General features: G+C 55.2%; 12 protein-coding genes. 7 read left to right on the forward strand and 5 right to left on the reverse strand.

Features of this window, described 5'->3' with window-relative positions:
- Positions 1-9 precede the first annotated feature (9 nt).
- A complete protein-coding gene (gene plsY, locus EKM88_RS03870; protein WP_125703311.1) occupies positions 10-627 on the reverse strand; it encodes a glycerol-3-phosphate 1-O-acyltransferase PlsY in 618 nt (205 codons plus the stop codon).
- Between the two features lie 205 nt (positions 628-832).
- Here plsY and parE point away from each other — a divergent pair, with 205 nt between their 5' ends.
- The 7 genes from parE (at position 833) to EKM88_RS03905 (ending at position 12,055) form a co-directional block, all read left to right on the forward strand.
- Positions 833-2,842 (forward strand): DNA topoisomerase IV subunit B, encoded by a 2,010-nt coding sequence (gene parE, locus EKM88_RS03875; protein ID WP_125703313.1) that lies wholly within the window; start codon positions 833-835, stop codon positions 2,840-2,842.
- A 5-nt stretch (positions 2,843-2,847) separates the two neighbouring features.
- The gene (gene parC, locus EKM88_RS03880) at positions 2,848-5,298 is read left to right on the forward strand and encodes a DNA topoisomerase IV subunit A (protein ID WP_125703652.1); all 2,451 of its coding nucleotides are present in this window, start codon (positions 2,848-2,850) and stop codon (positions 5,296-5,298) included.
- Between the two features lie 326 nt (positions 5,299-5,624).
- Positions 5,625-7,886 carry a formate C-acetyltransferase gene (gene pflB / locus EKM88_RS03885; protein WP_125703315.1) on the forward strand — a complete coding sequence of 754 codons (2,262 nt, stop codon included), beginning with the start codon at positions 5,625-5,627 and terminating at the stop codon, positions 7,884-7,886.
- 143 nt (positions 7,887-8,029) lie between these two features.
- Positions 8,030-8,863, forward strand: coding sequence for a pyruvate formate-lyase-activating protein (gene pflA, locus EKM88_RS03890; RefSeq protein WP_125703317.1), 834 nt, complete (start codon positions 8,030-8,032; stop codon positions 8,861-8,863).
- 123 nt (positions 8,864-8,986) lie between these two features.
- On the forward strand, positions 8,987-9,955 hold the full coding sequence (locus EKM88_RS03895; RefSeq protein ID WP_125703319.1) for a LysR family transcriptional regulator: 969 nt from the start codon (positions 8,987-8,989) through the stop codon (positions 9,953-9,955).
- 29 nt (positions 9,956-9,984) lie between these two features.
- Positions 9,985-10,917, forward strand: coding sequence for a manganese-dependent inorganic pyrophosphatase (locus EKM88_RS03900; RefSeq protein WP_125703321.1), 933 nt, complete (start codon positions 9,985-9,987; stop codon positions 10,915-10,917).
- A 52-nt stretch (positions 10,918-10,969) separates the two neighbouring features.
- Positions 10,970-12,055, forward strand: a complete 1,086-nt coding sequence (locus EKM88_RS03905; RefSeq protein WP_125703323.1) for a M42 family metallopeptidase — start codon at positions 10,970-10,972, stop codon at positions 12,053-12,055.
- 456 nt (positions 12,056-12,511) lie between these two features.
- Here the strand turns inward: EKM88_RS03905 and EKM88_RS03910 are convergent, their stop codons facing one another.
- The 4 genes from EKM88_RS03910 to EKM88_RS03925 all read right to left on the reverse strand — a co-directional run bounded on the left by EKM88_RS03910 (position 12,512) and on the right by EKM88_RS03925 (position 14,920).
- Complete coding sequence (locus EKM88_RS03910) at positions 12,512-13,534, reverse strand: IS30 family transposase (protein WP_125703325.1); 1,023 nt, start codon at positions 13,532-13,534, stop codon at positions 12,512-12,514.
- A 113-nt stretch (positions 13,535-13,647) separates the two neighbouring features.
- Positions 13,648-14,199, reverse strand: coding sequence for a histidine phosphatase family protein (locus EKM88_RS03915; protein ID WP_125703327.1), 552 nt, complete (start codon positions 14,197-14,199; stop codon positions 13,648-13,650).
- A 34-nt stretch (positions 14,200-14,233) separates the two neighbouring features.
- Positions 14,234-14,530, reverse strand: coding sequence for a LasU family protein (locus EKM88_RS03920; protein WP_125703329.1), 297 nt, complete (start codon positions 14,528-14,530; stop codon positions 14,234-14,236).
- Between the two features lie 21 nt (positions 14,531-14,551).
- Complete coding sequence (locus tag EKM88_RS03925; RefSeq protein ID WP_125703331.1) at positions 14,552-14,920, reverse strand: DUF6483 family protein; 369 nt, start codon at positions 14,918-14,920, stop codon at positions 14,552-14,554.
- Positions 14,921-15,439: the final 519 nt, after the last annotated feature.

Raw genomic sequence — 15,439 nt, forward strand, 5'->3', positions numbered from 1 at the left:
AGCGATTTTTTAGTGCCGGTTTTGGCGGCGCCGGTAGCCGAAGCCAAACGGCACCATGTTTTCCGTGCCGGCCTTGATGCGCTTAATGTTGTCCTTGTGGCGGACGAGGAAGAGCACCCAGATGCCCAGCGCGACCAGTGTCAGCAGCCAGTCGTGCAAAAACAGCGACGCGACGGTGACAATGCCCATTCCCACGGTGGAGGCCACCGACACCATGCTGGTCAGGTAAACCAGGCTGATGAACACCGCACAACAGAACAGGAAAAACGGCGGGTTGTAGGCGAGGCAGATGCCGGCGCTGGTGGCGACGGCCTTGCCCCCTTTGAAGCCGATGAAAATCGAGCAGGTGTGGCCCAGCACGGCGGCAAGCCCCACGATGAGCACCAGCCAGTGTTGCGGCAAACCGAACAGGATCGGTAGGCTGGCCCCGAGTGTCCCCTTGAGGATGTCCATCGCGAGCACCAGCGTTCCGCCGACCGGACCGAGGACGCGGTAGGCGTTCGTGGTGCCGATGTTGTGGGAGCCGGCGGTGCGAATGTCTTTGTGGAACAAGCCTTGGCCGACCCAGACGCCGCTGGGGATCGAGCCGATGAGGTAGGCGAGGATGAAGCAGAGTGCAATCGTCATAGTGAGATCCTTTCGTCGTATCGAAGCCTATTCAGGCCCATTCGGTGTGTCACTTGCCTATCGATTCTACCATTTTTTGACGGCCACGCAAAGAACCGCTAAACTGGCAAAAGCGAACATACATTCGATACGCGGAAATTTGCGTACAAATTCTGCGGCGTCTGGTGTATGGTTAAACATAGCAATTTATCCAAAGGAGCGTTATATGGCTAAAGCAAGTGAGACATACACCGATTCTTCGATCCAGGTCCTCCACGGTCTGGAAGCCGTGCGCAAGCGGCCGGGGATGTACATCGGGTCAACCGATGGCCGGGGGTTACACCACCTGGTGTACGAAATCGTGGACAATGCGGTCGATGAGGCGCTGGCCGGTTACGGAGACGTGATCGCCGTGACCATCCACGCGGACAATTCGATCACCGTGGTCGACCACGGGCGGGGGATGCCAACGGGGATGCACCCGTCTGGCAAACCCACCATCGAGGTTATTTTAACCGTGCTGCACGCCGGCGGGAAGTTCGACCAGAACTCCTATAAGACGTCTGGGGGCCTGCACGGGGTCGGCTCAAGCGTCGTCAATGCGCTGTCGGAATCGCTGACGGTGCGCGTTGTGCGCGACAAGCAGGCGTTTGAGGAGCACTTCATCAATGGGGGGCACCCGGATGGCGGGCTGCAGAAGCTCGGCAAGGTCAACGAACCCAACGGCACAACGCTGACCTTCAAGCCGGACCCAACGATTTTCACCACCACGACCTACTCCTTTGACACGCTGGCCGAGCGGCTGCGCGAGTCCGCCTTTTTGCTCAAAAATATTGCGATCACCCTGACGGATGAGCGCACCGGGCGGGCGGAAAGCTACCACTACCCAGATGGGCTGGTCAGCTTCGTCAAGTACCTGAACGAGGACCGGGACACGGTCAGCCCCGTATTCAACTTCGAAGGCGAGCGCGATGGCGTGGTCGTCGATTTTGCGGGTCAGTACAACGACGGTTACTCCGAAAACACGATCAGCTTCGTCAACAATGTGCGCACCGGCGACGGCGGCACGCACGAGGTGGGGATGCGCTCGGCGTTGACCAAGGCGTTCAACGATTTTGCGCGCAAGGTCAACCTGCTCAAGGAGAAGGACAAGAACATTGAAGGCTCAGACGTCCGCGAAGGGTTGGCGGCGGTGTTATCCGTACGCATCCCTGAGGAGATCTTGCAATTTGAAGGCCAAACCAAAGGCAAACTGGGCACCCCGCAGGCCCGCACCGTGGTCGATAACGTCATCTACGAGAAGATGAGCTTTTGGCTGATGGAAGGCGGCGAGGCGGCCCAAGAGCTCGTGCGCAAGGCCATCAAGGCCCGGGAGGCGCGCGAAGCGGCCCGCAAGGCGCGCGACGACTCGCGCACCGGCAAGCGCAAGAAGAAGGACCAGGGGCTGTTGTCCGGCAAGCTGACGCCGGCGCAAAGCAAGAACGCCAAGAAAAACGAGCTGTACCTGGTCGAAGGGGACTCCGCCGGCGGCTCCGCCAAGCAGGGCCGTGACCGCAAGTTTCAGGCGATCTTGCCGCTGCGAGGCAAGGTGCTGAACACACAAAAGGCCAAGCTGCAGGACATCGTGAAAAACGAGGAGATCAACACGATGATCTACACGATCGGTGCTGGCGTTGGGGCCGAGTTCGACCTGGCCGCGGCCAATTATGACAAAGTGATCATTATGACCGATGCGGATACCGATGGGGCCCACATTCAAATCCTGCTGCTGACCTTCTTTTACCGCTACATGCGCCCTTTGATGGACGCCGGGCGCGTGTACATCGCCCTGCCGCCGCTTTACCGCCTGCAAAAGGGCAAGGGCGGCAACGTCAAGATCGCCTACGCTTGGACGGATGCGGAGCTGGAGAAGGAAAACCAGAAGATGGGCAAGGGTTACACGCTGACGCGCTTTAAGGGGCTGGGGGAAATGAACGCCGACCAACTGTGGGAGACGACCATGAACCCCGAGACCCGCACGTTGATTCGAGTGCACGTGGAAGACGGCGCCTTGGCTGAGCGCCGCGTGACCACCCTGATGGGCGATCGCGTGGAGCCGCGGCGGGAGTGGATCGAACAAAACGTCGACTTTGACATGGACGACGACGGCTCGATCATGGAGACGCAAACCAACGACCACTCCGAGATGCAGTTTGGCGTCAACCAGATCAAGAAGCAACTGAAGAAAGGAAAGTGACCGCGTTGGCAAACCAGATCCAAGAAATGACGCTTGAAGACGTCATGGGCGAGCGTTTCGGCCGCTACTCGAAATACATTATCCAAGAACGCGCGTTGCCAGACGTACGTGACGGGCTCAAACCGGTGCAGCGGCGCATCCTGTACGCGATGAATCAGGACGGCAACACCTACGACAAGGGCTTTCGCAAGTCGGCCAAGTCGGTCGGGAATGTCATGGGGAATTTTCACCCCCACGGCGACTCCTCGATTTACGAGGCGATGGTGCGCTTATCGCAGAACTGGAAGTTGCGCGAACCGTTGATCGAGATGCACGGGAACAACGGTTCCATGGACGGCGACCCGCCGGCCGCGATGCGGTACACCGAGGCGCGGTTGGCCAAGATCGCCGGCGAGCTGCTGAAAGACATTGATAAGGATACCGTGGACATGGTGCTGAACTTCGATGACACGACCGAAGAGCCCACCGTTTTGCCCGCGGCATTCCCGAACCTGTTGGTGAACGGGGCCACCGGGATCTCCTCCGGTTACGCGACGGAGATCCCGCCGCACAATCTGCGCGAGGTGATCAATGCGCTGTTGTACCTGATGAAGCACCCACAGGCGACCTTGCGCGACCTGATGGCCTTCGTTCAGGGCCCAGACTTCCCAACCGGCGGCATCATTCAGGGCGCCGCTGGCATTCGCCAGGCGTACGAAACCGGCCGCGGTAAGATCGTCGTGCGTGCGCGCACCCACATGGCCGAGCTACGCGGGGGGAAGCAGCAGATCGTGGTGACCGAGCTGCCTTACGAGGTCAACAAGGCCCAACTGGTCAAGAAGATCGACGAGTTGCGCCTGGCCAAAAAGGTGGACGGGATCGCGGAGGTGCGGGATGAAAGCGACCGCTTCGGCCTGTCTGTGGTCATTGAGCTGAAGAAAGAAGCCAACGCGGACGGGATCTTGACCTACCTGTTCAAGAACACCGACCTGCAGATCAACTACTCCTTCAACATGGTGGTGATCGCCGACATGAAGCCGCGCCAACTCGGGCTGGCCCCGATGCTAGAAGCCTACCTGAAGCACCGGCGGCAGGTGATCACTCGGCGCACAGCCTATGACCTGGCCAAGGCGCAGGCGCGCCAGCACATCGTTGAAGGTCTGATCAAGATGATCTCGATCCTCGATCAGGTGATCAAAACCATCCGCGCCAGTGCGGACAAGGGGGATGCCAAGCAGAACCTGGTGAAGGCGTACGGCTTTTCGGTCGCGCAAGCGGAAGCCATCGTGTCCCTGCAGCTGTACCGGTTGACCAACACGGACATCACCGCGCTTGAGGCCGAAGCGGCCGCCTTGGCAACGGCCATTGCCGGTTACCAGGACATTCTGGCTAACCCAACCGCCCGCGATGCCGTCATCGAACGCGAACTCAGTGCCCTTGCGAAAACCTATGGCAACGACCGGCTGTCGAGTATCGAATCCGAGATCGAGCAGCTGGAGGTCGATACCACGGTCACCGTGGCGGACGAGCGCGTCATGGTGCTGGTTTCGCGTGATGGCTACCTGAAGCGCAGTTCATTGCGCAGCTACCAGGCGGTTGACGCGGCGGACAACGGGCTCAAGGCCAATGACTTTGCGCTGTTTGCCCGCGAAATGGGCACACTGGAGCATCTGTACATCTTCACCAGCGCCGGCAACGTCGTGTACCGGCCGGTGCATGAGATCGCCGATCAGCGCTGGAAGGATGCCGGCGAGCATCTGAGCCAAACCGTGGGCATTGGCACCACCGAACACGTGGTCGCGGCCTTTGGACTCAGCGATCTGACGCAGCCGCTGAACTTTGTGCTCGGCTCAAGCGATGGGTACATCAAGCAAACCGCCTTGGCTGACTTGCAGCCGCAGCGTAACTACAAGAGCCGACCGATGGTGGGGATGAAGCTCAAAGCCAAGGACGCTATTGTGACCAATGTGTACACCGCCAGCCCGACCAGCACGCAGACGGTTTTTGCCGTCACCGAGCGCGCGTATGGGCAGCAGTTCCCCCTGGCTGAGGTCTCGGTCATCGGCGCGCGGTCCACGGGGGTCAAGAGCCTGGACCTCAAGGACGGTGACACCGTGGTCAACTTTATCCTGGCCGACGATCCGCTCCAAACCGAGGTGGGCATCCTGACGCAACGTGGGGCGTTCAAGAAGATGAAGCTCAAGGAAATGGGCGTGGGCGCGCGCGCCCGCCGGGGGCTGATGGTCCTGCGTGAGCTCAAGCGCGACCCACACCGCATCGTGGCGATGACGCAGGTGACGGCGAATACCGCCTTACAGATTCTGACCAGCACCGATGAAATCGTGGCGCTGGCGCCGAGCCGGTTCCCAGATGGTGACCGGTACTCGAACGGTTCGTTTGTGCTCGACACCGACACGCAGGGTGTGCCACAGTACGTCTTTGTAGACACTGTTCTGGCGCTTCCGGACGCTGAGTAACCACCTCTCCGCCCCTCAGTCAAGCCACTGGGGGACGGAGTTTTTTTGCCCTAAAGTTTGTGAATGAATGAGCCTGTTATAAGTCAGTTTTTGATAAACTGTACCATTATCGCTTGGTACAATAAACGCTTACATTTTTAGCGGTGGCCGTCGATTTTTTTGCATCAAGTTTTGGCGAGCGGCGGTAAAACGCGCGGAAATCCTCGATAAATCAGGGGATTTAACGGTCGACGGGCCAAAAAGAAAGTGCTTGCAAGGATCGGCCGATGTGTTATACTGAGAATGTAAAATCTGTGATATGAAATCAACATTAGGAGGCTATCCAGATGAAGCAGTTAGACAAAGAAGACATCAAGACCTACTGGGAAGGTTTTACCGGTGGGGATTGGCAAGATGAAATCAACGTCCGCGATTTCATTCAGCACAACCTGACACAGTACGATGGCGACGAAAGTTTTCTCGCTGGCCCAACCGAAGCGACCACGGTCTTGAACAACCAGGTGCTGAACCTGAAGAAGCAAGAGCGTGAAGCCGGCGGTGTCCTTGACGCCGACAACAAGGTTGTGGCAACGGTAACCAGCCACGCGGCCGGCTACCTGAACAAAGACCTCGAAACCATCGTTGGTCTGCAGACTGACAAGCCACTTAAGCGTGCGTTCATGCCTTTCGGTGGGATCCGGATGGCCGAAGATGCGCTTGAAGCGTATGGCTACAAGGCAGATCCTGAGATGCACAAGATCTTCACGGCCTACCACAAGACGCATAACCAGGGTGTGTTCGATGTGTACACCCCGGATATGCGTAAGGCGCGTCACTACAAGATCGTGACCGGTTTGCCAGATGCCTACGCCCGTGGCCGGATCGTTGCTGATTTCCCACGGATCGCCATCTACGGGATCGACAAGCTGATGGCTGAAAAGGCAAAGGACTTCGCCAACATCGGCGATGGCGAGATGACGGATGACATCATCAAGCTGCGCGAGCAGGTGTCTGACCAATACCGGGCCCTGAATGACATGAAGAAGATGGCGGCTAGCTACGGCTTCGACATCTCCAAGCCTGCAACGAACGCGCAGGAAGCTATCCAGTGGATCTACTTCGGCTACCTGGCCGCCATCAAGACCCAAAACGGCGCTGCGATGTCCGTTGGCCGGATCGACACCACCATCGATGCCTTCATCGAACGCGACATCAAGCGCGGGTTGCTGACCGAAGAAAAGGCGCAGGAATTCATCGATCATTTGGTCATGAAGCTGCGCATGGTGCGCTTCATCCGGACCGAAGATTACAACTCCCTGTTCTCCGGCGACCCGATCTGGGCAACGCTGTCTCTGGGTGGGATGGGGCTTGACGGCCGTCACCACATCACCAAGACTGCGTTCCGCTTCCTGAAGACGCTGGAAAACATGGGCGCTGCACCAGAACCAAACATCACCTTGCTGTGGTCCGAACGCCTGCCAGAAGGCTTCAAGCGCTACGCCACGGAAGTGTCCATTTCCAGCTCCACCATCCAGTACGAAAACGATGATCTGATGCGCACCGAATGGGGCACGGACTACTACGGCATTGCCTGCTGTGTGTCCGCACAACCGATCAAGGACGGCGTGCAGTTCTTCGGCGCTCGGGCAAACTTGGCCAAGGCCATCTTGTACGCGATCAACGGTGGGATGGACGAAATCGGTGAAACCCAAGTTGGGCCAGAAACCGAGCCAATCGATTCCGATGTGATCGACTACAACGAGTTCATGAAGAAGTTTGATGTTCAGGCCGGCTGGCTGGCGGATGTTTACGTCAATGCGCTGAACGCCATTCACTACATGCACGACAAGTACTACTACGAAGCAGCGCAGCTCGCACTGAAGGACACACATCTGGATTACACCTTTGCCACCGGGATCTCCGGGTTCTCCCACGCGGTTGACTCCATTTCCGCGATCAAGTACGGCAAGGTGCACCCGATCCGTGACGAAAAGGGCGTTGCCATCGACTTTGAAGTTGAAAATGACGACTACCCCCGCTACGGGAACAACGATGACCGTGCGGACGACATTGCCAAGTGGTTGATCAAGTACTTCTACAACAAGATGAACACACACCACCTGTACCATGGCGCTAAGTTGTCCACCTCTGTTTTGACCATCACCTCCAACGTGGTTTATGGGAAGAACACCGGGACCACACCTAACGGCCGCCAAAAGGGCGAACCATTCTCCCCAGGTGCTAACCCAGCTTACGGGGCTGAAAAGAACGGGGCTTTGGCATCCCTGATGTCCACTGCGAAGATCCCTTACCACTACGCAACGGACGGGATTTCCAACACGTTCGGCGTGACCCCGAACACCCTGGGCCACGACGATGAAACCCGCAAGGACACGCTGGTCAACATGATCGACGGGTACATGACCAACAACGGGATGCACTTGAACATCAACGTCTTCAACAAGGAGACCCTGATTGATGCCCAAAAGCACCCAGAAGAATACCCAACCCTGACCGTTCGGGTGTCCGGCTACTGCGTCTACTTCGCAGACCTGACCAAGGAACAACAGGACGATGTCATTTCCCGGACTTTCTTCGAAGAAATGTAATCGGCTCACAACAGTCATGCATTACCAAAACGGGAGCCCATGGCTCCCGTTTTGGCCAGAGGCGGCAAACCATTTTTGCCGCTTGTGGTCAAAACCGATTCGGCCTATCCTTGAGATAGGTCCACCATTGGAGGTCGGAAGCGATGAAAATTATCGATAACAGTAACAGCCCACTCAACATTCTCGATCAGGTCGGATTGGAACCGGAGGGCCCGGTAAAGGGCTACGTGCACTCCGTTGAAAGTTTTGGGTCGGTCGATGGCCCGGGCATTCGGTTCGTGGTCTTCCTGCAAGGATGTCGTATGCGTTGCCAGTACTGCCACAACCCCGATACCTGGAACATTGGGGTCGGCGATGAAATGACCGCAGATGAGCTTTTGGATGATTGCGAACGCTACCGCGCGTTTTGGGGCAAGACCGGTGGTTTGACGTGTTCCGGTGGGGAATCACTGGTGCAGATCGACTTTCTGCTGGATCTGTTCACGAAGGCCAAGGCCCGTGGCATCAGCACCTGCTTGGACACATCGGGCAACCCGTTCACACGCAGCGAGCCTTGGTTCTCGAAGTTTAAGCAGCTGATGGCCGTGACGGATATCTCACTGGTCGACATCAAACACATCAACTCTGCGGAGCACAAGAAGTTGACGGGGTTTGGTAACGAGAACATCCTCGATATGGTGCAGTGGATGTCTGACAACCACTGTGACATGTGGATTCGCCACGTGCTGGTGCCTGAGCGCACTGACTACGATAACTACCTGAGCGAGCTGGGGACTTACATTCAGACGCTGCACAACGTTCAAAAGGTTGAGGTGTTGCCTTACCATACGCTTGGCGTGAAGAAGTACCATGAACTGGGTATCACGTATCCGCTGGAGGGCATTGAGCCCCCAACGGCGGCGCGGGTCAAGAACGCCGAGCAGTTACTTCACACTGCCGACTACACCGGCTGGCAGTCTTGGACGCCGGACCGCTAAAACACGAATATTCTTTTAGAAATCATAAGAAGAAGCATGCATTTTTGTTGCTTCTTTTTTTGTTTTAACTTATTATTGGGTCAGTAAGTTTGTTCGCGAAACTGCATTCAAAAGGGGTTCATGATGAAGACAAAACAAGAGAGTATTTTTTCGTCCAAGACACTGTCATACTTCCTTCAGCTGGCCGAGACGATGAATTACACGCAAGCCGCGCAGCTGCTCGGCATCACGCAACCGGCCCTGACGCAACAAATCAAAAAGTTGGAGCGCACGGTTGGGGCACCACTGTTTTACTCCGTCGGCAAGAAGCTTCACCTGAGTGATGCCGGGCGCACGATGCTGAGCGCCACGCATGACATCTACGAGGTGCTGAACCAGGCGACCGATGAGATTCAACAGGCGTCTAACGCCAACACCGGGATCATCAATATCGGGCTGCTGGCATCGGTCGAAGACGCCGCCTTTACCGGGTTTATCTCCGAGTATTACCTTCAGAATCCGGACGTGCAGGTGCAGTTTTTGAACATGACGCGCCATGAGATCTGGGAGCATCTGGAGAACAACCAGATCGACCTGGCCATCATGTACCTGCCAGATGACACGATCAAGAACTGGAAGCCCTACGAGTCTCGCAAGATCGTGGATGAGCAGCTCCTGTTTTTGCATCACAGCGAGAAGCTGGCGAAGCGCAAGCGGGTGCACTTCAAAGACACCTTAGAGAACCCATGGGTCACTTACCCGGAGAGCCACTTCCTGAGTCACTTGTTGCGTGAGGCATACAAGAACCAGCTGGTCGACAACCCGCAGTGCGTGGCGCAGTTCACGACCCCGTACCAGATTATGCAGTTCCTGAACCGGACCGGCGTCAACACGGCATTGCCGAACTCCTTTTACCAGGCGCACCAGGAACAGATCCATGCGTATGCCGTGGCTTTTGACCCGGCCGTCAACTTTGAGCTGGCGTTTGTCTTCCGCAAGGGCAAGGATAAGATCCCGCGCGTGGCCCAGTTGCTGGCTGCCTTTGACGCGTACCTCGAGGAGGAAGATTACCTGTCGCGGGTCGCTGAGAACCGTGTTACACTAAATGAGTAGTTTTAGACCATAAAAAGGGAGATCCAAACATGACGACATTGATTTTTGGCCACCAAAACCCGGACACCGACGCGCTGACTAGCGCGATGAGCTGGGCCGAGTACCAGCGTCAGCTGGGCAACACGGACGTTGAGGCGGTGGCTTTGGGCGAACCAAACGACGAAACCAAGTTTGCGCTGGACTACTTCAAGGCCACCGCGCCGCGCGTGATCCAAACCGCGGCGAACGAAACCGACACCGTGATGCTGGTGGACCACAACGAGTTCCAGCAGAGCGTGGCGGACATTGCGGCCGTAACCGTGGCGAGCGTCGTGGATCACCACCGGATCGCGAACTTCCAGACGGCGGCACCGCTGTTCTACCGGGCCGAACCGGTGGGCAGCACCAACTCGATCATCTACGAAATGTTCCAGGAACAGGGCTTCACGATTTCGGCGCAGCTGGCAGGCTTGATGGCCAGTGGGATCATCTCCGACACCTTGCTGCTGAAGAGCCCAACCACTACGGATCTGGAACGCCAGGTGTTGCCTGAACTGGCGAAGTTGGCGGGCCTTGACCTTGAGGCATACGGCCTGGCAATGCTCAAGGCGGGCACCAACCTGGCGGCCAAGTCGGATCTGGACATCGTCGAAGGGGACGCCAAGAGCTTTGATATGGGCGGCAAAACCGTTCGCATCGGGCAGGTCAACGTCGTGGATCTTACCGAAATCGAAGCGCGCCAAGCGGCGATCGAGGCAACGATGAAGGCGGAGGCGGACCAGAATGGTTACGCCACCTTCGTGCTGATCGCCACCGACATCCTCAACTCTAATTCCATTGGGCTGGCTTACGGGGCGGATCAGGATAAGCTTGAAGCGGCCTTTGGGGTGACCTTTGATGCGGCGCACCGCTTGGCCCTGCCAGGCGTGGTCTCCCGCAAGAAGCAGGTCGTGCCACCGTTGCAGGCGGCTTACGAAGCGTAATCAACTACTGGGTCGAGCCGATGCGCTCGACCTTTTTTAGGAGGATGCAGTCATGAATGAAGCACAACAAGTGGAACTGGTCAAAACTTTTTCGAATGCCTTTGGCCCGTCCGGTTTTGAGCAGCCGGTCGTGCGCGCCTATCGGGACGCGGTGGCCGACTTTGGCACCACTACGATCGACGGGATGTTCAATGCCCTCACGGTGCTGAACGGTAATACCGGCAAGCGGCCGGTCGTCCAGTTGGATGCCCACGCCGATGAAGTCGGCCTGCTGGTGCAGGCCGTGCGCCCAAGCGGCCTGATCAAGTTTGTCACGCTGGGTGGCTGGGTGCCAACCAACGTGCCTGCGATGGCCGTGACGATTCGCAACAAACGCGGTGAGTACATCCCTGGGGTCGTGGCGACCAAGCCACCGCACTTCATGACGGCCGCGGAACGTAACGCCGTGCCACAGATCGCCGAGATGTCCATTGATGTGGGCAGTAGCAGCCGTGAGGAAACCATCAACGATTTTGGCATCGACACCGGCTGTCCGATCGTGCCGACCGTTGATTGCCAGTTTGACGCGAAACATGGCATGTTTTTCGGCAAGGCCTTCGATGATCGCATTGGGGCCGCTGCGATGGTCAACACACTGGCCAATGTGGCTGAGGCGGCGCTGAGCGTGGACGTGGTGGCCGGTCTGTCGACACAGGAGGAAGTTGGCCTACGCGGCGCTTACGTGACCGCCCGGAAAGTCGAGCCAGACCTCGCCATTGTCCTTGAAGGCTGTCCGGCCGACGATACCTTTGAACCCGATTGGCTCAGCCAGACTCGGATGAAGGGCGGGCCAATGCTGCGCGACATGGACACGACGTTCATCGTTAACCCGCAGTTTCAGCAGTTTGCCGCTGATCTCGCCGATGAGTTGCACCTGCCCTACACCCGGGCTGTCCGCACCGGTGGGGGACAGAATGGGGCAGCCATCGGGTACTGGAAAGGCGTGCCGACCATTGTCGTTGGGATTCCGGTGCGTTATGAGCACTCGGCCTTCAACTACACGGCGCTGAGCGATTTCCAGACGTCTGTTAGCCTGGTGTCGGCTCTGCTCAAGCGCTTGGATGCGGCCACCATCGCCAGCTTCAGTAGCGTGGATTAGGCAAAGTATCCGCACGAGTCAAAGGCTGATTCGAGACCGTGTGACACGTCTCACGGATGAAATTACGCCCCGCATGACATCTCGGTTGAGGTGTTGTGCGGGGCGTTTTTGGTTGGTGCCATGGTTGGTCGGTCTGGTGCAAACGAAGCAGATTGCGGCCGTGTGACGATCACTTGAGTTGACTCGTGGGCGCGACGTACGGCTTGATGTGAGTCAGTCGAACAATCAGATGTGCTGGTGTACTGGCGGAGGCGCGTTAATGCAAGTCGGCGGAGTTCGCGGAGGCTGCTGCGGAGGCTATGGAGACTTTGCGATGGTTGAAGCTGGTTTTTGGCTTCAATTAATTCCGATTACGTTTATTCGTATAATATATATTATGTTAACTAGAAAATATAAGACGGATGTCAAGATAAAATGCAACAACTTAACAAAATATTAAACACTCCCCTGCGATATTTATACAATTTCGGCTTTTTGGATTTCATTGTTGAAAATCTCCTCACACGTCTTCCAATCGTGCATCTTTCGAGGCCGAGTATTTAACTCTTTGGTGATATTAATCATGTCAGATTGAGTCTTGCCCTCAAAGGTTTGTTTTTTGGGCAAGAACGCACGAATTAGACCGTTGCTGTTCTCATTAGTACCGTTAGTACCGCGTTCTTCAGGCGCATAAGAATGCGCAAAATACAGCTTTTTGTGGTATGTGTCTTCAATTCTGCCGATCAGTGTTGTATTAGCGAACTCTGCTCCATGATCGCACGTCAACGACAACACGTGATTGCCATACAACGACATGAACGTATCAATTACAGGGACTAACGCCTTACCTGTCTGAGCTTTTGCAAACGCCGCAAATGTTAGTCGTGTGAGCCGTTCATTGAACGTGACAATCACTTTTTTGCCATCACGTGACGGTAGAACGCAATCAAGTTCCCAATCACCAAAACGTTCGCGATTGTTGATGACCTCGGAACGATTATCAATCGAGCGGTCTTTGATCATTTTACGTTTTGCTTCCGTAAGGGCCTCTTTGCGACGCTTAGGACGCCTGTGATACCGTTTAATCTGGTCGTGACCGACCTTTGGAACCCAGCCACGAAATATCCAGTTGTAGACGGTATTGCGGCATACAGTGATTTCTACGTTCCCATGTACGATTTGGTCGGGCGACCAGTGGTGTGAGTAACCTTCTGCGATAATTTCGACCATTTTAGTCGTCACAAAGCATTTACGGCCAATCTTAGTACTCCGTGAGCGGGCATTAGTCTCGGCAATCATGGCATTATAGCGAAGGATACGTTGACGCTGCCTTGGCCTAAGCATCTTGTAATCCTGGAACTCTTGGCTGCGTAGGATTTCGCGTGAGATTGTGCTACGGTTTCGATGTAGTATACGCGCGATGTCTGCTTGAGTCTTACCATCGTTCCATAAAAGTTCAATTTTACCGCGTTCGGCCTCACTTAGATGCTTGAATGTCATGTTGCTACCACCCTCTCCGTGATTGAATTTTAGCTGAAAACTGCGTTCATTCTGCTGTACCCACCTTGAAACACAAAGAGCCGTAGACGATGTCTGCGACTCTTTGTGTTTGTTTATAAAGACCAGGAAGAAAATTCGACCAAGCCGCCATCGTGCATAGTGACGCGTGTGATGTCTCCGAAGTGCATCTGTCCCCAGAAAGCATACCCCGATCCCGGAATGCCCGCTTCGATGATACTGCTCATTGCCGTGCCATGTGCGCCAACCGCAACCCAAGCATCTTCAGGTAGGCTGCGCATGAAGTCTAAATATCGGTATTGTACACCGCGGATCGACTCACCTTCACCGTTAGCGAATCCAAGATCACGCCATTGATGCAGCACGTAGTCGGAAAACTCTGCTTTATCCGAGATCCAACTAGGCATTTTGCGCTCGACTAATCGTTCATCTTGGATTATCGGGAGCTGATGATCTGCTGCTAGTGGCGTTACGGTTTCTAATGCGCGTAACAGAGGGCTGGAATAAATCGCAGTGTATGGCGTGCTGTGTAGCTGTTTTACGAGTTGCTGAGCCTGTTCACGTCCATGAGCGGCTAACGGGCGCTTGAAGTCGTCGTGAATCGTTGTGTCGGGCTGTCCATGTCTGATTAAGTCAATAGTTGCCAAGAATTAATGGCCTCCGTTTAGGCGGTGTTGGTTGTTAGTTATGTGCCATGAAATAAATTGCTGTAAATAGCGTGACTACAAGGACGGCTATTAAATATTCAAAGAGTAATTTGCTACCACGGGGCATTTGAGAAAACTTAACGTGTGAATGTCCCTGAAATGCAAATGAGAGGCCGTATGCAAATATTGCGATAAACGAATAACCAATTAGACCCATAGTCCCGAAGCCCAACAAATTGCTCTGTGAGCCCGCAGATTGGTGACCAAATAAACCGAGTATGACCATCACAAGAAACACAAAAGTTGGCGATGCAATCAATATCTTTTTCATGACGAAAGGCCTCCTGAGTCGCTATGTCTCACCACGTTGGATTCTGCCAAGCTGTTCGAGTCCCAATTCTATTTCATGCCTCGTGTAGTTATTTTGCATGAGTTGGCTATCACTCATATTGTTGATTTCTCCAAAATACCACGTTCCAAGTACGATAAACTTCTCCTCAGACATTGCGTATCTGCGACTGAATAAGAATCTGGTGGCTTCGTGCAAGGTGCCGTCACTGATAAACTGTTCAAGCTGTTCTTGATTGGGCAACTTCTGAGCTTCCTTTTGAGGAAAGACGATCTCGTTTCCCGGATTGCCATTACCCTTACCCAATAGATACCCAAGACCTTGTGAAAATGCTTTGATTTGTCTAAGCAGCACATCGTTTTCTTCCTGCAATCAGCTCACCCCTTTATCAGAAGTGTAAGCCTTTTCTGATAAGGGAACAATACAAATATTAACGCTTAGACGATCTACTCCTTATTGTTTTTTCATACAAGCAATATTCACTTGTCAAAGAACGCCAAACAAGCCCCAGCCCTTGCTACTACTAGATTCTCACATAGCGAATGCTGATAGGTGGGGTCTGGTGGTCGTCTTGTTGCACTTTATAATGGACTCTACAACTAGAAAATATAAGGGAAATCTGTGGGATCATTGCGCACTCCCCTTGGGTTTGACTGGCGCGTGTGACCAGCATGATCCCCATATCCAGTCGCCGATCACCGCGAGCCAGTTGGTTCAGCAGTTGGCTTGTGCTTTCTTGTGCTTTGCTGAGAGTTGTGCGAGTGTTTGTGAGGCGCGCTTGCTGATGATCGCGCCATTGTTCAGCTTGTTTGTCTCATTGCGGCGCCGATCAGATTCGGTCCCGGGTTGGTTTTGCGGCCCGAGCCAGTTCCAGTTCCGGTGCAGCTCAAA

Source organism: Lacticaseibacillus daqingensis, from assembly GCF_003946115.1.
Lineage (GTDB): Bacteria > Bacillota > Bacilli > Lactobacillales > Lactobacillaceae > Lacticaseibacillus > Lacticaseibacillus daqingensis.